The sequence below is a fragment of the Streptomonospora nanhaiensis genome (assembly GCF_026642255.1).
Classification (GTDB): Bacteria; Actinomycetota; Actinomycetes; order Streptosporangiales; family Streptosporangiaceae; genus Nocardiopsis; species Nocardiopsis tropica.
The window spans coordinates 1,101,479-1,127,447 of the sequence record NZ_CP113264.1; the positions used below are offsets into that span (position 1 = coordinate 1,101,479).

Genomic DNA, 25,969 nt, shown 5'->3' on the forward strand with positions numbered 1-25,969 from the left:
CATCCCCGTACCGACTCGTGCGGCGCGCCAACCAGGTGCAGCCGCCGCCGGTGCTGGACGAGAACCAGCAGCGCGTGGTCGACCACGCGGGCGGCCCCCTCCTGGTCCTGGCCGGGCCGGGGACGGGCAAGACCACCACGATCGTCGAGGCCGTCGTCGACCGCATCGACAACCGCGGCGTCGACCCCTCGCGCATCCTCGTGCTCACCTTCAGCCGCAAGGCCGCCCAGGAGCTCAGGGAGCGCATCACCGCGCGGCTGCGCCGCACCACCCGCGAACCGCTGGCCCTGACCTTCCACAGCTACGCCTACGCGCTGATCCGGCGCGAGTTCCAGCGCGTGGGCGACCTGCCGCCGCGCCTGCTGTCCGGCCCCGAGCAGCTGATGGAGGTCCGCGAGCTGCTGGCGGGTGAGGCGGGGGACGGAGCGGCGGAGTGGCCGGAGCGCCTGCGCCCCGCGCTGGAGACGCGGGGGTTCGCCGAGGAGCTGCGCGACTTCCTCATGCGCGCGCAGGAGCGGGGCCTGGGCCCCGCCGAGCTGGAACGCCTCGGACGTGAGCGCGGACGCGACGACTGGGTGGCCGCCGCGGGCTTCCTCGACCGCTACACGGGCCGGTTCGACATCGCGCCCGTGCCCACCCTCAACTACGCCGAACTGGTCAGGGTCGCCGCGAACATGCTCTCCGACCCCGCGATCCAGGAACGCGAGCGCTCCGCCCGCGAGGTGGTGTTCGTGGACGAGTACCAGGACACCGACCCCGCCCAGGAGGCGCTCCTGCGGGCCCTGGCGGGGGACGGCCGCGACCTCGTCGCGGTCGGCGACCCGGACCAGTCCGTCTACGCCTTCCGGGGCGCCGAGGTCCACAACATCCTCGACTTCCCGCGCCGCTTCAGGACCGCCGGGCGGGCCGAGGCGCCCGTGGTGGCCCTGCGCACCTCCCGCCGCGGCGGGGCCGCACTGCTGGCCGCCTCCCGCGCCCTGACCCGGCGCCTGCCGGCGGTCGCGTCCGCGCGCGGCCACGTCAACGAGCACCGGAACCTGGTCCCGGCGCCCGGCGTGCCCGACGGCGAGGCCCGCGTGATGGCCGCCGAGAGCCCGACCCAGGAGGCGGCCGTCATCGCCGACACCCTCCGCCGCGCCCACCTGGTGGACGGCGTCCCCTGGTCGGACATGGCCGTGCTCGTGCGCTCCTCCACCCGCCAGCTGCCCGTCCTGCGGCGCGCGCTGACCGCCGCGTCGGTCCCCGTCGCGGTCGGCGCCGACGACCTCCCCGTGGCCGCGGAACCGCTCGTGCGGCCCCTCCTCGCCCTCATCCGCTACGGCCTGTCCCCGGACCTGCTCGACGACGACTCCGCCCGCGAACTCCTCACCGGCCCCTTCGGCGAGGCCGACACCGTGCGGCTGCGCAGGCTCGTCCGGGCGCTGCGCCGCCTGGACCTGGACCGCGCGCACGAGGGCGACGGGTCCTACCGGCCCGCCGCGCGCCTGCTCGTGGACGTCCTGCGCGACCCCGCCGACCTCGCCCTGGTCGACCCCGACATCGCCGCGCCGGCCGAGCGCGTGGCACGGGCCCTGAGGACCGTGCGCGAGCTGACCGCCAAGGGGTCCGACGCCGAACAGGTCCTCTGGGAGCTGTGGCGTGACAGCGGGCTCGCCGAACGGCTGCTCCGCGCGAGCCTGGCCGGAGGCCGCCGCGGCGCGGCGGCCGACCGGGACCTCGACGCCGTGGTGGCCCTGTTCGAGAGCGCCGCCCGCTACTGCGACCGGCTGCCCCCCGGCAGCCCCGCCGGCTTCCTGGAGGACCTCGCCGCGCAGGAGATCCCCGGGGACAGCCTGGCCGAACGCGCCCCCGAGGGCGAGGCCGTGCGCATCCTCACCGCCCACCGCTCCAAGGGGCTGGAGTGGGGCCTGGTCGTGGTCGCCGGCGTCCAGGAGGGCGCCTGGCCCGACCTGCGCCTGCGCGGATCCCTGCTCGGCGTGGAGGAGCTGGTCGACGCCGAGGTGCACGCCGCCGACTCCTCGGGCGCCGCCATGGCCTCCAAGCTCATGGACGAGGAGCGCCGCCTGTTCTACGTGGCCCTCACCCGAGCCCGCCGGACCCTCGTCGTGACCGCCGTGGACGGGGAGGGGGCCGACGAGCGCCCCTCCCGCTTCCTCAACGAGATGGGCCTGGGCGAACCCGAGCCCGTCGGCACGGGCCGCCGCTGGCTGTCCCTGCCCGCGCTCGTCGCCGACCTGCGCTCCGTGGTCACCGACCCCTCCGCGCCCGACCCCCTCCGGACGGCCGCCGCCGACCACCTGGCCCGCCTCGCCGAGGAGGGCGTGCGCGGGGCCGACCCGTCGGAGTGGTACGCGCTCACCCCCTTCAGCGACGACCGGCCCCTGGCCGGGGAGGACGACACGATCCGCGTCTCGCCGTCGCAGGTGGAGAGCTTCACCGACTGCCAGCTGCGCTGGCTCCTCGAACGCGCCGCCGGGGCCTCCTCCGGCGACTCCGCGTCCGCGCTGGGCACCGTCGTGCACGCCGTCGCCGTCCTGGTCGCCCAGGGCAGCGGCGCCGACGAGATCAGCGGGCGGATGGACGAGATCTGGGCCGACCTGGACTTCGGCGGCCCCTGGCAGGCGGCCCAGCAGCGCGAGCGCGCCGACGAGATGGTCCGCAAGCTCATCTCCTGGGACGCGTCCAACGACCGCGAGCTGGTGGTCACCGAGGAGGGGTTCAAGGTCGAGGTCGGCGGCATCGAGATCACCGGCCGCGTGGACCGCCTCGAACGCGACGGCCGGGGCCGCGCCGTGGTCGTGGACATCAAGACCGGCCGGACCAAGGCCGAGGACCTGGCACGCCACCCCCAGCTCGGCGTCTACCAGATGGCCGTGCTCAAGGGCGCGTTCGCCGAGCTCGGTCTGGCCGAGCCCGGCGGGGCCTCGCTCGTCCAGGTGGGCGGGGCCGCGCTGACCAACAAGGCGCGTGAACAGCCGCAGCCGCCGCTCGGGGAGGACCCCGACCCCCGTTGGGCCCAGGACCTGGTGTTCGACGTCGCCGGCGGCATGGGCGGCTCGCGGTTCACCGCCATTCGCAACAAGGGCTGCAACGCGTGCGCCGTGCGCGCCTGCTGCCCGGTGCAGGACGAGGGCCGACATGTCTGAACCCCATCCCCTTTCCCCCGCGACCCCGCCCGACCCCCCACCCCCTCCCCGCCTCGGCCCCGCCGAACTCTCCCGCCTCCTCGGACAGCCCGAGCCCACCGCGGAGCAGTCGCAGGTCATCTCCGCGCCGCTGGAACCGGGCGTGGTGATCGCCGGCGCCGGGTCGGGCAAGAGCGAGACCATGGCCTCGCGCGTGGTGTGGCTGGTCGCCAACGGCCACGTGCGGCCCGAGCAGATCCTCGGCCTGACCTTCACCCGCAAGGCCACCGCGGAGCTGGCGGAGCGGGTGCGCAGGAGGCTGGAGCAGCTGCGCGCCACCGAGCAGTTCCCCGAGGAGCTGCTCGACGGCGAGCCCACCGTGTCCACCTACAACGCGTACGCCGGGCGCATCGTCTCCGACCACGCCCTGCGCGAGGCCGTCGAACCCACGTCCAGGCTGCTCAGCGAGGGCCAGTCCTGGCAGATCGCCGCCAGGGTCGTCGGAGAGTACGACGGGCCCATGGACCTGGTGACCGTGGGGGCGGACACCGTCACCCAGCGGGTCCTGCACCTGTCCGGCGAGATCGCCGACCACCTCACCACCACCGACCGGGTGCGCGGCATCGGCCGGTGGATCCAGGCGGGCGTGGACGGCATGACCCGCAAGGCCACCAAGGAGACCCGGGACCTGGTCGCCGCCCAGCGCCGGCGCGAACAGCTCCTGCCGCTGGTGGACCGCTACAACCACGCCAAGCACGCGCGCGAGGCCATGGACTTCGGCGACCAGATGGCGCTGGCCGCCCGCATCGCGGAGCACCACCCCGAGGTCGGGCTCATCGAGCGCGGAAGGTACCGGGTGGTCCTCCTCGACGAGTACCAGGACACCAGCCACGCCCAGCTGGTCCTGCTGCGCTCCCTCTTCGGCGACGGACACCCGGTGACGGCGGTCGGCGACCCCTGCCAGTCCATCTACGGCTGGCGCGGCGCCATCGCCGCCAACCTCACCCGGTTCCCCACCGACTTCCCGGCGGCCCCCGGCCGACCGGCGTCCGTGCGCCGCCTGTCCACCAGCTTCCGCAACGGCGAGCGCGTCCTGCGGGTGGCCGAGCGCGTCTCCGAGGAGCTGCGCGCCGAGGCCCGCGACGTCCCCGTCCTGCACCCCGGTCCCGCCCGGCGCGGCCGGGGAACCGCCCTGACGGCGCTGTTCCCCACCGAGACCGAGGAGGCCGCCTGGATCGCCGACCAGGTGCACCGCCTGGTCCACGCCGATCCCGACCAGCCCGGCGGAGCCCGGACCGCCCCCGACTCCCTGCCCTGGCCCGAGGGCGAGTCGGGCGTGGCCGAGGACGGCGGCATCGGCCCCGGCGACGTCGCGGTGCTGTGCCGCAAGCGGTCCCAGTTCCCGCCGCTGCGCGAGGCGCTGGAGGCGCGCGGCATCCCGGTGGAGGTCGTCGGACTGGGCGGGCTCATGATGGTGCCCGAGGTCCGCGACATCATCGCCACCCTGCGCGTGGTCCACGACGCCTCCGCCGGGAACGAGCTCGCCCGTCTGCTCACCGGCCCGCGCTGGCGCCTGGGCCCCCGGGACCTGGCCGCGCTGGGCGCCCGCGCCACCGAGCTGGCCCGCCACACCCGGCGCGACGTGACCTCGCCCGACCCGGGCGAGGACGGGCCGGGGGCGGACGACGACCTCCTGCGCCGCACCGTCCTGGACCTGACCGCCGGGAGCGGCAGCCTCGTGGACGCCGTGGACGACCCCGGCGCCGCCGAGAACTACTCCGACACGGCCTACGAGCGCCTGGGACGCCTGGCCGAGGAGCTGCGGGGCCTGCGCAAGCTCGTCGGCCAGCCGGTCCCCGACCTGGTCACCGAGGTCGAGCGGATGCTCGGCCTGGACATCGAGGTGGGCTCCCGGACCGGCCGCGACCCGCTGTCGGCGCGCGCCGACCTGGACGCGTTCGTGGACCACGCCGTCCGCTTCGTCGGCAACAGCGAGGACCCCACCCTGGGCAGCTTCCTCGGCTACCTCAACGCCGCCGAGGAGAACGAGAGCGGGCTCGCGCCCGGGGAGCGGGTCGGCGGCTCCGACAGCGTCAAGCTCATGACCATGCACGGCGCCAAGGGCCTGCAGTGGCCGGTCGTGGTCGTGCCGGGGATCAGCGCCGGCAAGGGGTCCCCGCTGTTCCCGGCCAAGGCCCGCGACCCCCTCGCCTGGGCGCGCGCCGACCACCTGCTCCCCTACCCGCTGCGCGGCGACCGCGACAGCCTGCCCCGGCTCGCCGGGGTCGACAAGGAGGCCATCGCCGACTTCCGCCGGGCCGAGCACGACCGCCACCTCATGGAGGAGCGCCGCCTGGCCTACGTCGCCGTCACCCGCGCCTCGTTCGCCCTGGTGTGCACCGGCCACTGGTGGGGCCGCACCGGGTCCACCCCGCGCGGGCCGTCGGTGTTCCTGGAGGAGGTCCGGGAGGCGTGCGAGAACGGCGCCGGGACCGTCGTCGGGTGGGCCCCGCCGCCGGGGGAGGACGAGACCAACCCCCACGACGACGAGGAGAGCTCCGCCGTGTGGCCGCCGGAGGAGGGCGACCCCCCGGGCGGGGACGGGCCCGCCGCCGGGGCCGCCGACCGCCGCGCGGAGATCCGGGAGGGGGCGGCCCTGGTCGAGCGCGCCCGCGCGCGCCTGCTCGCCGGGGAGGCCGGTCCCGGGGGGCAGGAGCCGCCCGCGGGTCTGCGCCGCCGCCTCCACGGGTGGGAGCGCGACACCGAGCTGCTGCTGGCGCACCGCCGTGCCGAGGGCGCGGGGCCGGGCAGCGGTCCCGTGCAGGTGGAACTGCCCGACCACCTGTCGGTGTCGTCCATGGTGTGGCTGGCCAGGGACCCCTCGGCGCTGGCGCGGCAGATCCGCCGCCCGCTGCCGCGCCCGCCCGCACCGCACACCAGGCGCGGGACGGCCTTCCACGCGTGGCTGGAGCAGAGGTTCGGGCAGCGTGCGACCCTGCTGGACGAGCTGCCGGGCGCGGCGGACGAGACCGCGGGGGAGGACGAGGACCTGGCCGAGCTCCAGCGCCGCTTCGAGGAGAGCGAGTGGGGGGCCCGCGTCCCCGTCGAGGTGGAGGTGCCGTTCGAGACGGTGATCGGCGACCGGCTCATCCGCGGGCGCATGGACGCGGTGTTCCACGACCCCGGCTCGGGCCGCTACGACGTGGTGGACTGGAAGACGGGGCGCCCGCCCGGCAACGACGCGGAGCGCCGCGCCGTGGGCGTGCAGCTGGCCGCCTACCGGCTGGCCTGGGCCGACCTGGCGGGGGTGGGCCCGGAGGAGGTGCGGGCCGCGTTCCACTACGTGCTCGCGGGGAGGACGGTGCGCCCCGCCGACCTGCTCGACGCCGACGGCCTGGCGGCGCTGATCTCCGCCGTCCCCGAACCGGGCTGACACCGGGGCGGCCGGCCCCCGTGCACGGGAGGATCGTAGCCGCTCAGTTCGTCCGCGTCGCTGATGACGTCGGCCCCTCGTGCGCGGGGGAGGACCGCCCCCGGCACCGTCCCCGCGGGGGGACCCCGGAGGCGGGCCCCCGCGTGCGGGGGAGGACCGGGCGGCGGCGCCCCGCGCCCGGTCCGGGGCCGCGGCGGTCCTCAGACCACGCCGAAGACGAACCCGCCCGGCGAGCGCGTGTCGTCGCCGAAGAGGTACTCGCGGGACGACAGGACGAACTCCTCGCGGTTGATGAACCCGTCACCGTTGGGGTCGAGGACGGCGAACCGGTCCGCGGCGTCCGCCGCCTCCGCCCCGAGGACCTTCGCGTAGTGGAGGAACTCGGCCGCGCTGACGCGGTCGTCGCCGTCGGTGTCGAGGAGGTCGAAGACGGCCTCGGCCACGCCCTCCGTCATGTTGAACCGGCTCCGGTCCTCTGCGGCGGCGTGCATGGCCCGGACGAACCGCTCCCGGTCCAGGCGCGCGGCGTCGGCGCCCGAGTGGCGCAGCAGCTCCAACCAGAGCATCTGGTAGGACGCGTGGACGGCCTGGGCCTTGCGCTCCTGCCGGTCCAGGCCGTAGCCCTCGATGTAGCGTTCGACCAGGCGCTCGTAGTCCGCCCAGGTCACGGAGCTGTCGTGGTCGGAGTCGAGGGCGTCGAAGAGGTGGCTGAACCTCACGGCGGTCGCCTCGGCGGGGGTGGTGCTCACGTGCGTCCTCTCGTCGTGGGGCGGGCGCTTCCCGCCCCGTGCTCCTCTGAGTCTCCCGCGCCCGGAAAGGTTCCGCCGCCGGTCCGCGCCCCTCCGCCGCCGGGGGGAGCCGGTGCGCCGCGCGCCCGGTCGGACAGGGGTGCGGCAGGGGCCCGCGCGTCCGCCGCCGGACCGCGGTCCGCGGGGGCCCGGCGCGGGTACGTCCGTGAACGTCCCCCGGCGTTGCCGGGGCGTTCACCGGCGTGCGGGACAATGTCCCGCGTGTCGAGCCCAGGAATCCCCCAGGACAGCAGTGCACCGGTGCGCGCGGGCGTGCCCGAGCACGGGCGGGTCCCCAAGTACTACGCGGTGCGGATACTGCTGACGGAGCTGGTGTCCGAGCTGGCCGAGGGGCAGGCACTGCCCACCGAGCGGGAGCTGGCCGAGCGCTTCGGCGCGGCCCGGGAGACGGTCCGGCAGGCCCTGCGCGACCTGCTGCTGGAGGGCAGGCTGCGCCGTCTCGGGCGCGGCACCGTGGCCGCGGGCCCCAAACTGGAGCAGCCGCTGTCCCTGGCCAGCTACACCGAGGGCGTGCGCCGCCAGGGCCGGAGGCCGGGGCGGTCCCTGATCGACCTGCGCAGCTGGCCGTGCCCGCCCCGGCTCGCGGAGGAGCTCCGCCTGGCGGTCGGCGAACCGGTCTGGCACATGGAGCGGGTGCTGCTGGCCGACGACGAGCGGGTGGGCCTGGAGTCCACCTACATCGCGGTGTCCCGCGCCCCCCGCCTGGACGTCGAGTTCGACCCGGACTCGACGTTCTACGGCTACCTGCGGGAGAGGCTGGGCATCGCGTTCGCCGACGCGGACGAGCGGTTGGAGACGGTGCTGGCGGCACCGCGTGAGGCGCTCCTGGTGGGGACCCCTCCGGCGCTGCCGATGCTGCTCATCCACCGGGTGTCGCGCGACGGGGAGGGGCGGCCCTTCGAGCGTGTGCGCTCGCTGTACCGGGGCGACCGCTTCAGCTTCACCACCCGCCTGTCCGGGGACGGCCGGGACTCCTGAGCCGTGTTCCGCGGGGCGGCCGGGTCCGCGGCGCCGACCTCGCCGGGACCGCGCACCCCGACCCGCACCGCCCGCACCGCGCGCCCCGGCCCGCTCGTCCGGCGTCGACAGAGTCCTTTTTTGTCACGGTAAGATAACGGGTCTAGTCCATAGTTCGACCGCGGTTCACCGAGAGGTCCCCACCGCGCTCGGTGCGCTCCATCCGCGCCCCCGAACCTCGAACCATGAGAGTGATCATCGTCGGTGCCGGAGTACTCGGCACCATGCACGCCTGGCAGGCCGTCTCCCGGGGACACGAGGTCGTCCACCTCGAACGCGAGGAGGCCGCCCGGGGAGCCTCCGTCCGCAACTTCGGCCTGGTCTGGGTCGGCGGACGCGCTCCCGGCGCCGAACTGGAGTCCGCGCGCCGCGCACGCGTCCTGTGGGAGGAGATCGCCGAACGGGTTCCCGGCCTGGGGTTCCGCCCCTCCGGCTCCCTCACGGTCGCCACCACGGAGCAGGAGCTGGCCGTCGCCGAGGCCGCGGCCGGGGCCCCCGACGCGGAGGAGCGCGGCTACCGGCTCCTCGACGCCGCCCGGGTCCGGGAGGTCAACCCCGCCCTGCGCGGCGACGCCCTCGGGGCACTCTGGTGCCGCAGCGACGCCCAGGTGGAGCCCCGCACCGCCCAGGCCGCCCTCCAGGGGGAACTGGCCCGCAGCGGCCGCTACACGCTCGTCACCGGGTGCGAGGTCCGCGACCTCGCGGGCCCCGGCGCCGTCCGCGACGACCGCGGCCGGATCCACCGCGGCGACGCCGTGGTCCTGTGCACCGGCGCCTGGCTCGGCGGACTCGTCCGCGAACTCGCCCCCGACCTGCCGGTCCGCCGCGTCCGCCTCCAGATGGCCCAGACCGCGCCCCTGGGCGAGACCCTCACCACCTCCGTCGCCGACGGCGACAGCTTCCGCTACTACCCGGCCTACCGGGGGCCCGCGCTGGACGCGCTCAACGCCGGCCAGCCCCAGGCGGCCGTCGCCGACCGCCACCGCATGCAGCTCCTGATGGTCCAGCGCGCCGACGGCTCCCTGACCGTGGGCGACACCCACGAGTACGACGCCCCGTTCTCCTTCGACACGGAGGAGGACCCCTACGAACACCTCGCGGAGGTCGCCGGCCGCCTCCTCGGCCGCCCGCTGCCCCCGTTCCGCCGCCGCTGGGCGGGCGTCTACGCCCAGTGCGCCGACCCCTCCCGGGTCGTGCACCGCGCCTCCGTCGGGCCCGACGCCTGGCTGGTCACCGGGCCCGGCGGGCGCGGCATGACCTGCTCGCCCGCCATCGCCGAGACGACCGCCGACGAACTGGACTGGTGACCGTGAACCGTACAGCCGCAACCCGCACGCCCGTGGAACTCGTCGTCCTCGACATGGCGGGGACCACCGTCGCCGACGACGGGCTCGTGGAGCGGGCCTTCGCCGCCGCGCTGCCCGAGCACACCGCCGAGGCCGCCGAGCACGTGCGCGCCACCATGGGCGAATCCAAGATCTCGGTCTTCCGCCACCTCACGGGCGGTGACGAGGAGCGCGCCCAGGAGGCCAACCGGGCCTTCGAGGGCGCCTACGCCCGGCTCGTCGACCAGGGCCTCTGCGCGCCCCTGCCCGGGGCCGAGGACACCCTGCGCCGCCTCCGCGCCGAAGGCCGCACCACCGCACTGACCACGGGCTTCGCCCGTGACACCCAGGACAGGATCCTCCGGGCCCTGGGATGGGAGGACATCGCCGACCTCACCCTCTGCCCCGCCGACGCGGGCGGGCGGGGACGGCCCCACCCCGACATGGTGCTCACCGCCGCCCTGCGCGCGGGCGTCGGCTCGGTGGCCGCCGTCGCCGTCGTCGGCGACACCGCCTCCGACATCCGCAGCGGGCTGCGGGCCGGGGCCTCGGTCGTCGCCGGCGTCCGCACGGGAGCCCACGACGCGGACACGCTCCTCGACGCCGGGGCCACCCACGTCCTGGACGGCGTCGCCGACCTGCCCGCGCTCCTCGCGGACCGGGAGGGCTGAGCCGTGGGCATCCGCTTCGACCACGTCAGCGTCGCCTACGGGGACACCGTGGTCCTCGACGACCTGGACCTGACCGTCGACCCCGGCGGGTTCACCGCCCTGCTCGGCCCCTCCGGCTCGGGCAAGACCACGGCCCTGCGGGCCGTGGCCGGGTTCGTCCGGCCCGCCTCCGGGCGCGTCCTGATCGGGGGGCGCGACGTCACCGACCTGCCGCCGTACGCCCGCGGGGTCGGCATGGTGGTGCAGAGCTACGCGCTCTTCCCGCACATGCGCGTCGACCAGAACGTCGCCTTCGGCCTGCGCGCCCAGGGCGTGCCCCGCCGGGAGGTCGCCGGGCGCGTCGAGGAGGCCCTCGGCATGACCGGGATGGCCGACTACGCACGCCGCCATCCCCGCGAGCTGTCCGGCGGGCAGCAGCAGCGGGTGGCCATCTCCCGGGCCCTGGCCATCCGCCCCCGGGTGCTGCTCCTGGACGAGCCCCTGTCCGCCCTGGACGCGCAGCTGCGCTCGGACATGCTCGCCGAACTCGCCCGGCTGCACCGCGAACTGCCCGACGTCACGGTCCTCTACGTCACCCACGACCAGAGCGAGGCGCTGACCCTCGCCGACCGGGTCGCCGTGCTGGACCGCGCACGCCTGCGCGAGCACGGAACGCCCCGCGAACTGTACGGGCGTCCCCGGGCCGCCTTCACCGCCCGGTTCGTCGGCGGGGCCAACCTGCTGCCCGCCCGCCTGACCGGGGGCCGCGTGCACTGCCTCGGCGCCGTCCTCGACGCCGATCCCGCCGACCTGCCCCCGGGCGCCTCGGACGGCGACGACCTCCGGGTGTGCCTGCGTCCGCACCGGGTCGCCCTGGGAGAGGCCGAGCACACCCTGGAGGGGGTGGTCTCCGACGTCCAGTGGCGCGGCTCCACCCACAGGGTCACCGCGCTCGTGGGCGGCCACCCGGTCACGGCGGAGCTGAGGGAGACCCCCGCCCCGCCCGAGCCCGGGAGCACGGTCACCCTCGGCTTCACCCGGCGGGACGCGGTCCTGCTCACCCCGGAGGAGGCGTCGTGACCGCGCACCCGGCCCCGACGGCGGACGCGCCGCCCGCGGCACACGCCCCGGAGCCCCCGGCGGACCCCGTACCGGGGCGCGCCCCGCGACGGCTCCCCGTGTGGGTGTGGGCGGTGCCCCCGGTGGCACTGCTCGCGGCGGTCTTCCTCTACCCGCTCGCCCTGGTCGCGGCGGAGTCCGTCGCCGCTCCCGGCGGCGGGCTCACCCTCGCCCACCACGCCGACGTCCTGGGCTCCGAGTCGTTCCGGTCGGCGCTGGGCACCACCGTGTTCGTGGCGGTCACCTCCACGGCGGGCTGCCTGGTGCTCGGGTTCCTGCTCGCCCTCGTCGTGGCGTTCGTGCCCTTCCCCGGCAGCGGCGCCACCGCCCGGTTCATCGACACCTACCTCTCCTTCCCGTCCTTCCTCATCACCCTGGCGCTCCTGTTCGTCTACGGCACCGTGGGCATGGCCAACGGGATGTGGACCGACCTGACCGGCGCGGAGAGCGGACCCTTCCGGTTCCTCGCCACGCCCTGGGGCGTGATCCTCGCCGAGATCACCTACTTCACGCCCTTCGTCATGCGGCCCCTGCTCGCCGCGTTCGGCCAGCTGGACACCGCGCAGCTGGAGGTCGCCTCGTCCCTGGGCGCCAGGCCCCTGCGGGTGGTGCGCGAGGTGATCCTGCCCGAGGCACGGCCCGCCCTGGTCGCCGGCGGGGCGCTCGTCCTGGTGCTGTGCCTCAACGAGTTCGCGATCGTCCTGTTCACGGGGGCGAAGGACGTCGTCACCCTGCCCATGCTCGTGTACCAGGCGGCGATCCTCCGGTCCGACTACACGACGGCCTGCGTCGTCGCCACGGTCAACGCGGCCCTGTCGGTCTCCCTCTACCTCGTCTACCGGGCGGCCACCGCCCGCCTGAGCTCCGACGGAGGTCGCCGTGCTCGTGCATGACCGCTTCGCCCGCTGGACGGTGTGGGGGCTCTTCGCCGCCCTGGTGCTGCCGCTGTTCCTGCTGCCGCTGGGCGTGATCGCCGCCGCGGCCTTCTCCACCAGCTGGAGCGGCGTCCTGCCCTCCGGCCCCACCCTCGACAACTTCGCGGGCGTCACCCGCGGCGGGTCCCTGGAGGCGCTGCGGGTCAGCGCCGTCACCGCCGCCGTGGCCAGCCTCCTGGCCCTCACCGCCGGGACCTGGGCGGCCCTGGTCGCGACCTCCCTGCGACGGCGGGGCCGCGCCGTCCTGGACGCGCTCTTCATGCTGCCCGTGGCGGTCCCGACGGTCGTGGTGGGCCTGGCGCTCCTGGTGGCGTTCAGCCGTCCGCCGATCCTGCTCAACGGCACCCAGGCCATCGTGGTCATCGCGCACACGGTGCTGGTCACCGCCTTCGCCTACCAGTCGGTCTCCGCGGCGCTCGACCGCCTCGACCCGGTGTACTCCCAGGTCGCGGCCTCCCTCGGCGCCAAGCCCGCACGGGTCCTGCTCCAGGTCCGACTGCCGCTGCTGCTGCCCGCGCTCGGCGCCGCCGCGGGCCTGTGCTTCGCCCTGTCCATGGGCGAGCTGAGCGCGACCATGATGCTCTACCCGCCGGACTGGATGCCGCTGCCCGTGCGGATCTTCGCCGCCACCGACCGGGGGGCCCTCTTCTCCGGCGCGGCCTCCGCCCTCGTCCTGATGGCCACCACCCTGGTCGTCCTCCTCCTGCTGTCCCGGGTCCGCACCCGGGCGTCGTTCCGCTGACCCGGCGCGGCGCCGACCCCGCCGCCCCGGCCCGTCATCCCCTTCCGTCCCTCCAGCTCCGACCGAACCGAGAGGCACCGCCATGACCACACGCATCCGGACGGCCGCCGCCACCGCGTCCGCCCTCGCCCTCGCCGCCGCACTGGCCGCCTGCGCCCCCACCGAGGCCGCGGCCGACACCGTCACCGTCTACTCCGCCGACGGCCTGCGCGACGAGGAGGGCACGGGGTGGCTCGACCAGCTCTTCGCCGAGTTCGAGGAGGAGACCGGCCTCACCGTCCAGTACGTCGAGGGCGGCTCGGGGGAGATGGTCCAGCGCGCCGACCGCGAGAGCACCAACACCCAGGCCGACGTCATGATCACCCTGCCGCCCTTCATCCAGCAGGCCGACGGCCTCGGCCTCCTCCAGCCGTACGAGCCCGAGGGCGCCGAGAACGTCGACGTGAAGGACCCCGACGGCAAGTGGACCGCCGTCGTCAACAACTACTTCGCGTTCGTGTACAACACGAAGGAGCTGTCCGAGCCGCCGACCACCTGGGAGGACCTCCTCGCGCCCGAGTTCGAGGGCCGCCTCCAGTACTCCACGCCCGGCGTCGCGGGGGACGGCACCGCGGTCGTGATCCAGGCGATGCACGACTTCGGGGGGCTGGAGCCCGCCATGGACTACCTCGGCGAGCTCCAGGCCAACAACGTCGGCCCCTCCTCCTCGACCGGGGCGCTCGGCCCGAAGGTCGACAAGGGGGAGCTCCTCGTCGCCAACGGCGACGTCCAGATGAACTACGCGCAGTCCCGCACCATGCCCAACCTCGGGATCTGGTTCCCGTCGAGGGAGGGCGGCGACCCCACCACCTTCGCCCTGCCCTACACCGCGGGGCTCATGGAGGGCGCCCCCAACGCCGACAACGGCCGCGCCCTCATGGACTTCCTGCTGACCGAGGACGCCCAGCAGAGGGTGGCCCCCGTCGCGGGCGGCTTCCCGGCCCGCACCGACGTCGCCTCCGAGGGCGAGGACGCCGAGGCGCTGGAGGAGCTGATGGAGGGAGTGGAGGTCTTCGAGCCCGACTGGGACGACATCGACGCCCACCTCCCCGAGTACCTCGACGCCTGGCGCGAGGCCACGGGCAGCTGAACCGGGGCGCGGGGGCCGCAGGGCCGTCCGGCCCCGCGCGCCGGTTGCGCCTGTCCGCCCGCCGGGGGCGGGCGCGACCGGGGCCGGCCCCCGCCCGGGCGCACCGTGCCGCCGAGGGCGGGCGTGACCGGTTCGTCCAGGTTCTAGGCTCGTTCACGACAAGGACGTCTAGGAAAGGACGGGCAGATGGACGCGCGCGCCCACATCGAGGCCCACAGGGACGAGTTCCTCGCCTCGCTCGGGGAGTGGCTGGCGATCCCCTCGATCTCGGCGGACCCGGCGCACCACGACGACGTGCGGCGGTCCGCGCGGTGGCTCGCCGACCACCTCGCCGCGACCGGCTTCCCCACCGTCGAGGTGTGGGAGACCCCCGGCCTGCCCGCCGTGTTCGCGGAGTGGCCCGCGGCCGACCCCGGCGCCCCCACCGTGCTCGTCTACGGGCACCACGACGTCCAGCCCGTCGATCCGCTGGAGGAGTGGGACACCGACCCGTTCACCCCGACCCGGCGCGGCACCTCCCTGTTCGCGCGCGGAGCCTCCGACGACAAGGGCCAGGTGCTCTTCCACGCCCTCGGCGTGAGCGCCGCCCTGGCGGCCAGCGGGGCCGACGCGCCGCCGGTCACCGTCAAGCTGCTGGTGGAGGGAGAGGAGGAGTCCGGCTCGGTCCACTTCGCCGACCTGATGAAAGCCAACCGCGACCGCCTCTCCTGCGACGTCGCCGTCATCTCCGACACCACCATGTGGGCCGCCGACACCCCGTCCATGTGCGTGGGCATGCGCGGCGTCACCGACGTCGGGATCAACCTGTACGGCCCGGCCCGCGACCTGCACAGCGGCTCCTTCGGAGGGGCGGTCCCCAACCCCCTCAAGGCCATGAGCGACCTGCTGTCCGGCCTCCACGACGACGACGGCCGCGTCGCGGTCCCCGGGTTCTACGACGGGGTCGTCGAGGCGGACCCGGAGGAGCGGGCCCTCATCGCCAGGCTGCCCTTCGACGAGGGGGAGTGGCTGGAGACCGCCGCGTCCACCGCCACCTGGGGGGAGAAGGGCTACAGCACCCTGGAGCGGATCTGGCTGCGGCCGACCGCCGAGATCAACGGCATGTGGGGAGGGCACACCGGCGCGGGCGGCAAGACCATCGTGCCGCGCTCGGCGCACGCCAAGGTCAGCTTCCGGCTCGTGCCGGGCCAGGAGCCGCTGCACGTCCAGGACCGCGTGCGCGCGTACGTGGAGGCCAACACCCCCGCCGGGCTGCGGGCCGAACTGGAGTTCGGCGGCCCCGGCGTCCGCGCCTGCGCCTCGGACCTGTCCTCCGCCGCGCTCAAGGCGGCGCGCTCGGCCATGGAGCGGGCCTTCGGCACACAGGTGCTGTTCACCCGCGAGGGCGGCAGCGGCCCCGAGGCCGACATCGCCGACATCCTCGACGCGCCCCTGGTGTTCGTCGCCGTCGGACTGGACGAGGACCGCATCCACGCCCCGAACGAGAAGGTGGAGATCCCCCTCCTCCTCAAGGGCGCGGAGAGCATCGCCCACCTGTGGGAGGAACTGGGCTCCGCGAACCGGGCCTGAGCTCACCTCCGCGCCCCGGAACACACGCGGCCACCGCGTGTGTTCCGGGAACGGGCATGCACGGAGCCCCCCGGGGTGTTACCCCTGTATACGGGGGTCGTGCGGACGGCCCTCCCCGACCCCTGGAAGGACCCATGGACGCCGACGCGATCCCCTCACTGTCCCGCTCCACCGTCGACGCCGCCGGACACAGGCGTGTGGACGAGGAGTGGCTGGCCAAGGCGTGGGCGGACCCGGACTCCCAGGTCCTGGTGCTGGAGGGCGGAGACCCGGGCAGCCACGGCTGGCAGGCGCTCATGGCCAGGCAGTCCCGCGCGCTGGTCACCACCGGGGACACCCGCGAACTCGTGCTCACCGGCACCCGCGACGCGCCCGAGGGCGAGCGCTACCTGCTCGGCGCCGAGGGCGACCGCGCCTACTTCGCCGTGTGCTCCCCGCGGGAGCTGCTCGCCACCCCCGTCGCGGAGCCGGCGTCCCTGCGCGAGGTCGGCGCGGTCCTCGACGACCGCGACACGGGCCTCCTGACCCGCGCCGTCGCCCTCGCCAACTGGAACGCCACCCACCGCTTCTGCCCCCGCTGCGGGGCACGCACCACCCCGGCCGCGTCCGGCCACGTGCGCGTGTGCGAGGAGGAGGGCACCGAGCAGTACCCCCGGATGGACCCCGCGGTGATCATGCTCGTGCACCGGGACCGGGACGGCGACGAGGAGGTGCTGCTCGGCAACAACCCCCACTGGGACGCCCGGCGCTTCTCCGTGCTGGCCGGGTTCGTGGACGCGGGGGAGTCGCTGGAGCAGGCCGTCGTCCGGGAGGTGGCCGAGGAGGCGGGCGTGGTGGTCGAACGGCCGCGCTACCTCTCCTCGCAGCCGTGGCCCTTCCCCCGGAGCCTGATGATGGGCTACACCGCGCGGGCCGTCGGGGAGACCGAGCGCACCGACGACGAGATCGCCGTCACCCGCTGGTTCACCCGCTCCGAGCTGGCCGAGGCGGTGCGCACCGGTGAGGTCCTGCTGCCCGGCAGGGTGTCGATCGCCCGCACCCTCATCGAGCACTGGTACGGGGCGGAGCTGCCCGGGGGCTGGTGACCGGCGCGCCCGGCCGTGCGCAGGCGGGCGGAGGGGCCTTGCCGGAGTACAGCTCCACGGCCTCGGCGGGGCGGCCGTCCACAGGCGGGCGGAGGGGCCTGCGCCTCCCGCGGGCGGCGCCTACCCTGGAGGGGAGGCCGGGACCCCGGGGCCGGGCCGGCCGGTCACGCGACGCGGCCGTCGGGGCGGGGCGGTCGCGCACGCACCCCGCGCGCCTTCGCGCGCGGGGGCGCCGCGCACCGCCGCCGCCTCCGGCCGCCGGACACCCCCGACCCCTCAGCCGGAGCCGGGGGAGGTGTTCAACTCGTCGGGGAGCGAGGTGAGAGGGCTCGTGCTGCTCTCCACCACGTCCCGTGCCAGGTCGGCCACCTTCCGTCCCCGCGAGCGGGCGGACGAGCGCAGCCGCTCGAACGCCTCCCGCGGCGCCATCGTGTGCCGCTCCGCCAGGACCCCGATCGCCTGCTCCACGACCACGCGCGAGTGCAGCGCGTGCTCCAGCTGCGCGATGGTGTGCCGCAGCCGCTCGACCTCGGAGGCCCCCTCGGGGGCCCGGCCGGGCGCCTGCGACCGCGGGCGGCCGGTCCCCGACTCACCGGTCAGCAGGTCCGCGAGGACCATCGCGCTCACCAGGTCGGGCACCTCCTGTCCGCCGCCCACGCGCCACCCGTTCGGGGTGCGGCGCACCACGCCGGTGTCCACCGTGTCGGCGACCGCTATGTCATGAGACCTCATGTCGTCCCCCAACTCAACACTCCCCGTCGTCCTCGTCCGAGCCCTGGTAGCGCCCGAGTGCCGTCGGAGGAGTCCCGTCGTCGGTCACGATCGGGGCCCATGACACGGAACGCGGTCACACCCCGGGGTGCGACCGCGGCACGCGTACCGTCCTACGACAGCTCGGCCAGCTTCTTCTTCACCTGAGCGAGCGACGGGTTCGTCATCGCCGACCCGTCGCTGAAGACCAGCGTCGGCACCGTCTGGTTGCCGCCGTTGACCTTCATGACGAGGTCGGCGGCCTCCGGGTGCTCCTCGATGTTCACCTCACCGCCGGTGATCCCCTCGCGGGAGAGCTGGCTCTTGAGCCGCTTGCAGTACCCGCACCAGGGGGTGGTGTACATCGTGAACTGTTCGGTCGCCGTACTCGTCATCTCGCTCACGTCCTTCTGTCTACGATCGCTGGTATTTCGTCCGGTCCAACATCTCAACACCGAGTGGTCCGGCCCGCTTCCCGCGACCGTGCGACACAACGTGGGACGCCTCACAGGTCCAACTGGTTCTGGAATGTGTCATTCCGCTCGATCGGGGCAGAGTGCCGATCCGCTCGCCGCCACAACCGATACTTGAGAGACTGTGTGCCCCCGGACATCATCCCCGTCCCCGCACCCGAACAGCCGCCCCGACCACAGCAGGAGCACCATGGACCCCGACCGCGTCCTGGAGGGACTGGACCCGGAGCAGACCGAGGCGGCGCGTGCGCTGCGCGGCCCCGTGTGCATCCTGGCCGGCGCCGGAACAGGGAAGACCAGGGCCATCACCCACCGGATCGCCCACGCGGTCTCCAGCGGGGTGGTCTCCGAGCAGCAGGTGCTCGCGGTCACCTTCACCGCACGCGCCGCCGGTGAGATGCGCGGGCGGCTGCGCGGGCTCGGAGCCCCCCGCGTGCAGGCCCGCACCTTCCACGCCGCCGCACTGAGGCAGCTGTCGTTCTTCTGGCCGCAGGTCATCGGCGGCGAGAAGCCCACCCTGATCGAGAGCAAGCTCCAGGCGGTCGCCCGCGCCGCCAACTCCGTGGGCGTGCAGCCCGATCGCACCGGGCTGCGCGACCTGGCCAGCGAGATCGAGTGGGCCAAGGTCACCCAGGTGCGGCCCACCGACTACGAGAAGACGGTCGCCAAGACGAGCCGCCAGGCCCCCATGCCCCCCGGCGAGATCGCCCGGGTCTTCGAGGCCTACGAGGCGCTGTGCCGCGAGCGCAACCTGCTCGACTTCGAGTCCATGCTCGAGCTCACCGCCGGGATGATCAACGAGTACCCGGCCATCGCCCAGCGCGTGCGGGACCAGTACCGCTACTTCGTCGTCGACGAGTTCCAGGACGTCAACCCGCTCCAGAAGCTCCTCCTCGACGCCTGGCTGGGCGACCGCGACGACCTGTGCGTGGTCGGCGACCCGAGCCAGACCATCTACTCGTTCGCGGGCGCCACCCCGGGCTACCTCACCGGGTTCGCCGCGCGCTACCCCCACGCCACCGTGGTCCGGCTGGTCCGCGACTACCGCTCCACGCCCCAGGTGGTGCGGGTCGCCAACCACGTCATCGCCCAGGCCCGCGGCACCACCTCGGCCGGCCACCTGACCCTGCAGGCGCAGCGGCCCGACGGGCCCGACCCCATGTACCAGGAGTACGAGGACGAGCCCGCCGAGGCCACCGGGGTCGCCCGCAAGATCAGCGTCCTCCTGGAGAACGGGACGCCCGCCGGCGAGATCGCGATCCTGGTGCGCACCAACTCGCAGTCGGCCGCCTACGAGCAGGCGCTGGCCGACGAGGGCGTGCCGTTCACGGTGCGCGGCACCAAGCGGTTCTTCGAGCGGCCCGAGATCAAGCAGGCCGTGCACACCCTGCGCGGCGCCCGGCACGAGGCCGCGGGGGAGGCCCCCGAGCCCCTGGTGCACACGGTCCGGCAGCTGCTCGGACAACTCGGGCTGACCGAGCAGGCCCCCGAGGGCCGCCAGGCCCGCGAGCGCTGGGAGTCGCTCGCGGCGCTCGCCCAGCTCGCGGAGGACATGGCCGCCAAGCCCGCCCCCGACGGCCGCGCGGTCACCATGGCCGACCTCGTGGACGAGCTGGAGGTGCGCATGGCCACCGAGCACGCGCCCGGCTTCGAGGGCGTCACCCTCGCCTCCCTGCACTCGGCCAAGGGCCTGGAGTGGGACGCCGTCTTCCTGGTCGGCCTCACCGAGGGCATGATGCCGATCATCTACGCGGAGACCGACGAGCAGGTGGAGGAGGAGCGCCGCCTGTTCTACGTGGGGGTCACCCGCGCCCGCGAGCACCTGGCGATGTCCTGGTCGCTGGCGCGCTCGCCCGGCGGGCGCAAGAGCCGCAAGCCCTCCCGGTTCCTGGACGGGCTCCGGCCCGCCTCGCCGTCCACGTCCGCCAGGCGCGCCGAACGCCGCAAGGGCGGCGTGGCCCGCTGCCGCGTGTGCGGGAACGCCCTGGGGGAGACCGCCGAGCGCAAGCTGGGGCGCTGCCTCGACTGCCCGTCCAGCTACGACGAGGCCCTGCTGGAGCGGTTGCGCGACTGGCGCCGCGCCAACGCGCAGGAGCAGAAGGTCCCCGCCTACGTCGTCTTCACCGACGCCACCCTCCAGGCCATCGCCGAGCAGGAGCCCACGAGCGTCTCCCAGCTCTCCGCCGTGTCCGGGGTGGGCGCCGTCAAGCTCGATCGCTACGGTGAGGCGGTACTCGCGCTGGTCTCGGGCGCGGAGCCGGCGGACGTCATGGGCGACCCGGCCGGTGACAACGGGGAGGAAGCAGCGGATGACTGAGAGCGCCGACGAGCAGACGCGGGGCCAGTCCCTGGAGGGTCTGCTGGCCGTCCTCGACCTGGAGCAGATCGAGGTGAACATCTTCCGGGGGAGCAGCCCCGCGGAGGGACCGCAGCGCGTCTTCGGCGGACTGGTCGCGGGCCAGGCGCTGGTCGCGGCGGGACGCACCGTTCCCACGGAGCGCCACGTGCACTCCCTCCACGCGTACTTCATACGCCCCGGGGACCCCGAGGTGCCGATCGTCTACGAGGTGGACCGGGTCCGCGACGGCCGCTCGTTCACCACGCGCAGGGTGGTGGCCGTCCAGCACGGAAAGCCGATATTCACCCTGTCGGCCTCCTTCCACAAGGAGGAGCCCGGGCTCGACCACCAGATCCCGATGCCCGACGTGCCGCCGCCGGAGGACCTCCCGAGCGCGCGCGAGCGCCTGCAGGCCGCCTTCGGCAAGGTGCCGGGGTTCGTGCGCTGGCACCCCATCGAACTGCGCCCGGTGGGTCCGCTGTCCTTCGAGGCCGAACGCGACCCGCGGCTGCGGACCGCCACCAACCCGGTGTGGCTCAAGGTGGACGGCAAGCTGCCCGACGACCGCCTCACCCAGGTGTGCCTGATGACCTACGCCTCGGACATGACCCTGCTGGACACGGTCCTGCTCAGGCACGGCCGCTCGTTCGCGGGCATCTCCATGGCCAGCCTCGACCACGCGATGTGGTTCCACCGGCCCTTCCGCGCCGACGAGTGGCTGCTCTACGCGCAGGAGGCCCCGAGCGCGCAGGGCGCCCGGGGCCTCGCCCGGGGGCTCGTGTACACACGCGACGGCCGGCTCGTCTGCTCCGTCGTCCAGGAGGGGCTGATCCGCGTCGTGGACGCCGAGGGCGGGTCCGACGCGCTTCCGGGTTCCTGACACCGCGGAACCGCCCTGCGCGGGCCCCGCTCCCGACCGGGGGCGGGGCCCGCGCCGTCTCCCGGACCCCTCGGGGAACGGCCCCGCGGGGCCGCCCGGTAACGCTCCCGGGCCCCGCGCAATTCCCCGCCCCCCGTGGCCGGATGCGGACGTTTTCCCTGGTCAAAAATAGGTTGCCGTCTTCGCTGGGCACCCCATAGTCTGTACTCCGTCGCAATGACCGCGCCAGGCGCAGGTGGAAGACCCTGCCGCCCGACTCAGAAGGAGGTGCCCGATCAAATGACGAACTCCACGCAGACCACCGGATTCATCGCTGGCTTCGCCGTGTCGTCCCGTCAGCAGTCCCTGACGACTGTCCTGGGCACCGCCGAGAGCGGTCACGCGGGCGTCCTCGCCGGATTCGGCGAGTTCATCACCACCGGTGCCGGTCACGGCGCCAAGGACCACCGCGACGGGTGGGGGACCTTCACGTCCCGCGACCTGTCGATGGTGTCCCCGGTCGTCCCGACCGGTGTCGGCAACGGCAGTGGTGTGCCCGCCAACCCTGAGCTCGCCCTTGATCGAGGCAAGCGCATGACGGAACACGCTGAAGCTACCCGGCGCCTCTATGGCGCATCGGGGGAGTGTCCACGGAGGATTCCGGCCTAGAGCTACACGGGCCGAGAGTTTCGACCGTGGCCGCGGACCCCGACACAGGGGCCGCGGCTTTCTTTGTATCTCCGTCCGATCCCCGTCCCCCAGGGACGAGGGAAGAGGACGGCGGCATCGCAAGTCCAGGTCCCTCACCGGACCGGTTCCGGTGACCATCACCGACCGCGTTGTACGAAACGATCAAAGATCTTGGAGGGCACCGATGCTTGCGTCGGTCCTGGAGACGCCCTGGATGGGCGACACCGAAGTTCCCTGCCGCCTCGAGCCCGACCTGTTCTTCGCCGAGGCGCCCGCCGACGTCGAGGCCGCGAAGGCCGTCTGCGGCGCCTGTCCCGTGAGGGAGCAGTGCCTGACGGACGCCCTGGAGCGGCGTGAGCCGTGGGGTGTGTGGGGCGGGCAGCTGCTCGTCTCCGGTCAGGTCGTGGCGCGCAAGCGCCCGAGGGGCCGCCCCCGGAAGAACCCCGCCCCGGTCGCGGCCTGAGGCCTCGCCCGAACTCCACCCGCAACCCCGAGAACTCCCGAAGGACGAAGACAGATGATGTTGATGGAACTCCTGCGCCTTGCCGAACAGAGCGACGTCGAGACCCGTGAGATGCAGAGCAGAAGGCTCACGGCCCGCGTGATGCGCGCCCGCCAGCGGGAGGAGCGCCGTGCCGAACAGGCACTCATGGATCTCGCGTGGTCACGCCTGTGTTGACCAGCGGCGGTACGGCGGGATGACGGGGCGCTGAGCGTCCCGTGGTGATCACGGAGCCGGTCGGAGGCCGGGCGGGACCCCCGAGAGGGGCGACCGCCCGGTCTCATTTGTGTCTCGATCGGGAAAAGGGAGGGCTTCGCGGGTCCCGACGATGTGCTCTCGGACGAAGCCCGGACCGTGCTGGTCAGGGCAGAACGCGCGACGGGACCGTGATTTCCGGTGGGATCCCGCCTTCCGGGGATCGAGGGAAATCAATGACATAACAGGACAAGTCATATCTGTGCGGAAGCTCTCCTCTCGGCTACCGTAAAGTTCGTGCCCTCGAACACCAAAGTCGAGGTACGACGCAGTCCTCGTCGCCGACGCACGGTGTCGGCCTACAGGGACGGGGACACCACGGTCGTCCTCGTGCCCGCGACGTTCTCCCGCGCAGAGGAAAAGCGCTGGGTGGGTCGCATGCTGCAACGGCTGGAGGCCCGGGAGGGGCGCCGGCACCCCGGCGACACCGAACTCCGCGACCGGGCGCTGGAACTGGCCCGCCGCTACCTCGGCGGCGCCGAACTCCCCGACAGCGTCCGCTGGGTCGACAACCAGAACGCGCGCTGGGGCTCGTGCACCCCCGACACCCGTACGATCCGCATCTCCCGCCGCCTCGCCGGGATGCCGTCCTGGGTGGTCGACTACGTCCTCGTCCACGAGCTGGCGCACCTGTCCATCCCCCACCACGGACGGGACTTCTGGGCCCTGGTACGCCGCTATCCCCGGGCCGAACGCGCGCGCGGGTACCTGGAGGGGTTCAGCGCCGCCTCGCGGACCGAGGCCTGCGACCACGACGAGGACGGGGAAGAGGACGAGGTGGAGGAACTGGGCATCGCCGAGGTCGCCCTGGAGGAGTAGCCCCCGCGGCCCGGCCGGGCCGCGGCACGGCTCCGGAGCGCCCGGAACCCGCATCATGCCCGTCGTCCGGTCGACGCCCTCGTCGCGCGGCCCCCGCCGCCCGGATCCCGCGGAACGCGTCCGAGGGGGACGGTGCCGCGCGTCGGCGGGGCCCTCCGAGCCGGGATGCGCGGACCCGTCAGGCGCGGCGCCGGATGCCCGCGGGCTCAGGCGTCCGCGGCCCTCGCGGCGCCGCGGTAAGCGGCCACCGCCCCGGCGGCGGCGCGCACCAGGTCGCGCACGGAGTCGTCGGTGGGCTCCGGCAGGCCGCCGACAGGGAACCATCCCAGGTCGGCCGACTCGTCGGGGTCGCACACCAGCACGGAATCGGCCGGGGCGACCGCCGCGTACTGCACGTCCAGGTGGAAGCTGCCCCCGCCGCAGGGCACCCGGTGCCGGTCCAGCCGGACCGGGGAGGGGAGGAGCGTCACGTCCCGCAGGCCCGACTCCTCGACGGCCTCCCGGAGGGCGGCCGCCCCCAGCGTCGTGTCGTCCGGCTCGCAGTGGCCCCCGGTCTGCAACCACATCCGGTGGATCCGGTGCAGGGTGAGGACCACCCGCGAGCCGTCGGCGGAGATGATGGCGGCGCTCGCCGTCACGTGGCCGGGCAGACAGGTGCGCCACATGCCGTCCGGGTGCCCGTCCAGGTGCTCCACGTAGGAGCGGCGCAGCTCCTCCTGCCGGGCGTCGGGCGCGGTCCACGCGCCCAGCACCGCCCTGGCGTCGTCGTGCAGTGACACCTACGAGTCCTTCCCGCGGGTGTCGTCCCCGTCGTCCTCGGAGCCGTCCGCCTCCGGGGCGCCCCCGCGGTCGGGCCCCGCCCCCGGCGCGTCGCCCGTCAGCGAGGAGATGTCGAAGTCGGCGCCGCCGAAGTCCCCGCCGCCGCTGACGAACGCGTCCGGGTCGTCCAGGTCCTCGCCGGTCGGCATCAGGTCGGGGTGCTGCCACACGGCGTCCCGCCCCTCGATACCGCGCGCCTCCTCCAGTGCGGACCACAGGGCCGACGCCTCGCGCAGGCGGCGCGGGCGCAGTTCGAGGCCGACCAGCGCCGCGAAGGTGTGCTCCGCGGGACCGCCGGTCGCCCGGCGGCGGCGGGTGGCCTCGGAGAGCGCGTCCGACTGGGGCAGGCGCCCGGACACCGCCGACGACACCACGGTCGCCACCCAGCCCTCGATGAGGGCCAGGGTGGTCTCCAGGCGGCCCAGGGCCGCCTTCTGCTGAGGGGTGTCCTCGGGCTGGAGCAGGCTCTCGCCGCCCGCACCGCCCAGGACCTCCTGGAGCGCCTCGGGGTTGGTGAGATCGATCTCACCGAGCCGGTCCTCCAGGCCGCTGACGTCGAAGGACATCCCGTCCGCGTACTCGCTGACGAGCCGGTACACGTGCGAGCGCAGCCACGGCACGTGGGCGTAGAGGCGGTGCACCGCGGCCTCGCGCGCGGCCAGGTACAGGCGCACCTCGTCGGCGGGGACCTGCAGGCCCTCGCTGAAGCGCTCGACCCCGCCCGGCAGGAGAGCGGCGTTGCCCTCCCCGGCCAGCGGCAGCCCGATGTCGGCGGTGCCGACGACCTCGCGGGACAGCTCGCCGACCGCCTGGCCGGCCTGGCGGCCGACCATCATGCTGCCCATCTGCTGGATCATGCCCAGCAGCGGGCCGGCCACGGACTGCATCTCCTCGGGCAGGTTCTGCCCCATGGAGCGCACGGTCCTGCTCGTCAGCGGGTCGCACAGCTGGACCCACGACTCCATCGTCTTCTCGACCCACTCCGACCTGCTCCAGGCCTGGGCGGTCTGGACACCGGAAGGAAGGTCGGTAGCCTGGTCGAGCCACAGGTCAGCGAGGCGCAGGGCCTCCTCGACCTTGGCGTAGTCGGACACCGGCACGCTCGGGTCGCCCTCCTGGGCGACCGTCTGCCGTGCCACGTCCTTGGCCATCTCCCAGTTGACCCCGGACGACGGCGTGCTGCCGCCGCCCCCGGGGCCGGGGCTGGGCTGTGCCGACATCATGTCGGCGAACTGGCGCAGCATGTTGGCCATCTGCTGCGGGTCGCCGAACGGAAATCCGTCCGGCGTTCCGGAGTCCCCTCCGCCCGGGCGGCCGCTGCCGGCACCCGAGCCGGAGTCGCCAGATCGGCGTCCGGACTCGTCATCGGGATCGTTCGGCATGCTGAAACCGAAAGGCAGGTCGCTCACATCAGACCTCAGGCAGGATTAGGTTTGGTCTCCACTGTCACGTTAGCTGGGAGTCGCCCGGAGTGAATACCGAAAGCAGCCAGGTTCGCCCAGAGCACAGCCGTTCCGGAGGAGCGG

22 protein-coding genes are annotated in these 25,969 nt (G+C 74.3%); 17 read left to right on the forward strand and 5 right to left on the reverse strand.

Annotated features, from left to right (window positions below; translation table 11 throughout):
* The first annotated feature begins 17 nt into the window (after positions 1–17).
* Positions 18–3,146 (forward strand): ATP-dependent helicase, encoded by a 3,129-nt coding sequence (locus OUQ99_RS04965; RefSeq protein ID WP_267950257.1) that lies wholly within the window; start codon positions 18–20, stop codon positions 3,144–3,146.
* On the forward strand, positions 3,139–6,558 hold the full coding sequence (locus OUQ99_RS04970) for an ATP-dependent helicase (protein ID WP_267948246.1): 3,420 nt from the start codon (positions 3,139–3,141) through the stop codon (positions 6,556–6,558). The genes OUQ99_RS04965 and OUQ99_RS04970 overlap by 8 nt, the downstream gene beginning before the upstream one ends.
* A gap of 200 nt (positions 6,559–6,758) precedes the next feature.
* On the opposite strand, the gene OUQ99_RS04975 is transcribed toward OUQ99_RS04970, so the two are convergent.
* Complete coding sequence (locus OUQ99_RS04975) at positions 6,759–7,307, reverse strand: EF-hand domain-containing protein (protein ID WP_267948247.1); 549 nt, start codon at positions 7,305–7,307, stop codon at positions 6,759–6,761.
* Positions 7,308–7,559: 252 nt separating this feature from the next.
* Between OUQ99_RS04975 and OUQ99_RS04980 the strand changes: the two genes are divergently transcribed.
* From OUQ99_RS04980 to nudC, 9 genes are all read left to right on the forward strand, one after another.
* Positions 7,560–8,345 (forward strand): GntR family transcriptional regulator, encoded by a 786-nt coding sequence (locus tag OUQ99_RS04980; RefSeq protein WP_267948248.1) that lies wholly within the window; start codon positions 7,560–7,562, stop codon positions 8,343–8,345.
* 230 nt (positions 8,346–8,575) lie between these two features.
* On the forward strand, positions 8,576–9,691 hold the full coding sequence (locus OUQ99_RS04985) for a TIGR03364 family FAD-dependent oxidoreductase (protein WP_267950258.1): 1,116 nt from the start codon (positions 8,576–8,578) through the stop codon (positions 9,689–9,691).
* A gap of 2 nt (positions 9,692–9,693) precedes the next feature.
* Positions 9,694–10,380, forward strand: coding sequence for a phosphonatase-like hydrolase (locus OUQ99_RS04990; protein ID WP_267948249.1), 687 nt, complete (start codon positions 9,694–9,696; stop codon positions 10,378–10,380).
* Positions 10,381–10,383: 3 nt separating this feature from the next.
* On the forward strand, positions 10,384–11,439 hold the full coding sequence (locus OUQ99_RS04995; RefSeq protein ID WP_267948250.1) for an ABC transporter ATP-binding protein: 1,056 nt from the start codon (positions 10,384–10,386) through the stop codon (positions 11,437–11,439).
* Entirely contained in the window at positions 11,436–12,371 is a 936-nt protein-coding gene (locus tag OUQ99_RS05000) for a 2-aminoethylphosphonate ABC transporter permease subunit (protein ID WP_267948251.1), read from the forward strand. The genes OUQ99_RS04995 and OUQ99_RS05000 overlap by 4 nt, the downstream gene beginning before the upstream one ends.
* Complete coding sequence (locus OUQ99_RS05005; RefSeq protein ID WP_267948252.1) at positions 12,358–13,155, forward strand: ABC transporter permease; 798 nt, start codon at positions 12,358–12,360, stop codon at positions 13,153–13,155. Before OUQ99_RS05000 ends, OUQ99_RS05005 begins: the two co-directional genes overlap by 14 nt.
* A gap of 82 nt (positions 13,156–13,237) precedes the next feature.
* Positions 13,238–14,284, forward strand: coding sequence for a 2-aminoethylphosphonate ABC transporter substrate-binding protein (locus OUQ99_RS05010; protein WP_267948253.1), 1,047 nt, complete (start codon positions 13,238–13,240; stop codon positions 14,282–14,284).
* A gap of 186 nt (positions 14,285–14,470) precedes the next feature.
* Positions 14,471–15,853 (forward strand): dipeptidase, encoded by a 1,383-nt coding sequence (locus tag OUQ99_RS05015; RefSeq protein ID WP_267948254.1) that lies wholly within the window; start codon positions 14,471–14,473, stop codon positions 15,851–15,853.
* Positions 15,854–15,987: 134 nt separating this feature from the next.
* Positions 15,988–16,938, forward strand: coding sequence for an NAD(+) diphosphatase (nudC, locus tag OUQ99_RS05020; protein WP_267948255.1), 951 nt, complete (start codon positions 15,988–15,990; stop codon positions 16,936–16,938).
* A 276-nt stretch (positions 16,939–17,214) separates the two neighbouring features.
* Here nudC and OUQ99_RS05025 read toward each other — a convergent pair whose 3' ends face one another.
* Positions 17,215–17,670, reverse strand: a complete 456-nt coding sequence (locus tag OUQ99_RS05025; RefSeq protein WP_267948256.1) for an ANTAR domain-containing response regulator — start codon at positions 17,668–17,670, stop codon at positions 17,215–17,217.
* A gap of 152 nt (positions 17,671–17,822) precedes the next feature.
* Positions 17,823–18,083, reverse strand: coding sequence for a mycoredoxin (locus OUQ99_RS05030; protein ID WP_267950259.1), 261 nt, complete (start codon positions 18,081–18,083; stop codon positions 17,823–17,825).
* 268 nt (positions 18,084–18,351) lie between these two features.
* On the opposite strand from OUQ99_RS05030, the gene OUQ99_RS05035 reads away from it, so the two are divergent.
* The 6 genes from OUQ99_RS05035 to OUQ99_RS05060 all read left to right on the forward strand — a co-directional run bounded on the left by OUQ99_RS05035 (position 18,352) and on the right by OUQ99_RS05060 (position 23,624).
* A complete protein-coding gene (locus OUQ99_RS05035) occupies positions 18,352–20,478 on the forward strand; it encodes an ATP-dependent DNA helicase UvrD2 (protein WP_267948257.1) in 2,127 nt (708 codons plus the stop codon).
* Positions 20,471–21,379 (forward strand): acyl-CoA thioesterase II, encoded by a 909-nt coding sequence (gene tesB, locus OUQ99_RS05040; protein WP_267948258.1) that lies wholly within the window; start codon positions 20,471–20,473, stop codon positions 21,377–21,379. Before OUQ99_RS05035 ends, tesB begins: the two co-directional genes overlap by 8 nt.
* 279 nt (positions 21,380–21,658) lie before the next feature.
* Complete coding sequence (locus OUQ99_RS05045) at positions 21,659–22,027, forward strand: hypothetical protein (RefSeq protein WP_267948259.1); 369 nt, start codon at positions 21,659–21,661, stop codon at positions 22,025–22,027.
* 205 nt (positions 22,028–22,232) lie between these two features.
* Positions 22,233–22,511 (forward strand): WhiB family transcriptional regulator, encoded by a 279-nt coding sequence (locus tag OUQ99_RS05050; protein WP_267948260.1) that lies wholly within the window; start codon positions 22,233–22,235, stop codon positions 22,509–22,511.
* Positions 22,512–22,568: 57 nt separating this feature from the next.
* Positions 22,569–22,727: a hypothetical protein gene (locus OUQ99_RS05055; protein WP_267950591.1), complete on the forward strand. Its 159-nt coding sequence runs from the start codon at positions 22,569–22,571 to the stop codon at positions 22,725–22,727.
* A 315-nt stretch (positions 22,728–23,042) separates the two neighbouring features.
* Positions 23,043–23,624, forward strand: coding sequence for a M48 metallopeptidase family protein (locus OUQ99_RS05060; protein WP_267948261.1), 582 nt, complete (start codon positions 23,043–23,045; stop codon positions 23,622–23,624).
* Between the two features lie 206 nt (positions 23,625–23,830).
* Here OUQ99_RS05060 and OUQ99_RS05065 read toward each other — a convergent pair whose 3' ends face one another.
* Positions 23,831–24,403: an NUDIX hydrolase gene (locus tag OUQ99_RS05065; protein WP_267948262.1), complete on the reverse strand. Its 573-nt coding sequence runs from the start codon at positions 24,401–24,403 to the stop codon at positions 23,831–23,833.
* Entirely contained in the window at positions 24,404–25,852 is a 1,449-nt protein-coding gene (locus tag OUQ99_RS05070; RefSeq protein WP_267948263.1) for a zinc-dependent metalloprotease, read from the reverse strand.
* Between the last annotated feature and the right edge of the window lie 117 nt (positions 25,853–25,969).

Coding starts and splice junctions, on each gene's coding strand:
- OUQ99_RS05045 (WP_267948259.1), top strand. CDS start 21,659: ATGACGAACTCCACGCAGACCACCGGATTCATCGCTGGCTTCGCCGTG.
- tesB (WP_267948258.1), top strand. CDS start 20,471: ATGACTGAGAGCGCCGACGAGCAGACGCGGGGCCAGTCCCTGGAGGGT.
- OUQ99_RS05010 (WP_267948253.1), top strand. CDS start 13,238: ATGACCACACGCATCCGGACGGCCGCCGCCACCGCGTCCGCCCTCGCC.
- OUQ99_RS05030 (WP_267950259.1), bottom strand. CDS start 18,083: ATGACGAGTACGGCGACCGAACAGTTCACGATGTACACCACCCCCTGG.
- OUQ99_RS05025 (WP_267948256.1), bottom strand. CDS start 17,670: ATGAGGTCTCATGACATAGCGGTCGCCGACACGGTGGACACCGGCGTG.
- OUQ99_RS05035 (WP_267948257.1), top strand. CDS start 18,352: ATGGACCCCGACCGCGTCCTGGAGGGACTGGACCCGGAGCAGACCGAG.
- nudC (WP_267948255.1), top strand. CDS start 15,988: ATGGACGCCGACGCGATCCCCTCACTGTCCCGCTCCACCGTCGACGCC.
- OUQ99_RS04980 (WP_267948248.1), top strand. CDS start 7,560: ATGTCCCGCGTGTCGAGCCCAGGAATCCCCCAGGACAGCAGTGCACCG.
- OUQ99_RS04970 (WP_267948246.1), top strand. CDS start 3,139: ATGTCTGAACCCCATCCCCTTTCCCCCGCGACCCCGCCCGACCCCCCA.
- OUQ99_RS05050 (WP_267948260.1), top strand. CDS start 22,233: ATGCTTGCGTCGGTCCTGGAGACGCCCTGGATGGGCGACACCGAAGTT.
- OUQ99_RS05055 (WP_267950591.1), top strand. CDS start 22,569: ATGTTGATGGAACTCCTGCGCCTTGCCGAACAGAGCGACGTCGAGACC.
- OUQ99_RS05015 (WP_267948254.1), top strand. CDS start 14,471: ATGGACGCGCGCGCCCACATCGAGGCCCACAGGGACGAGTTCCTCGCC.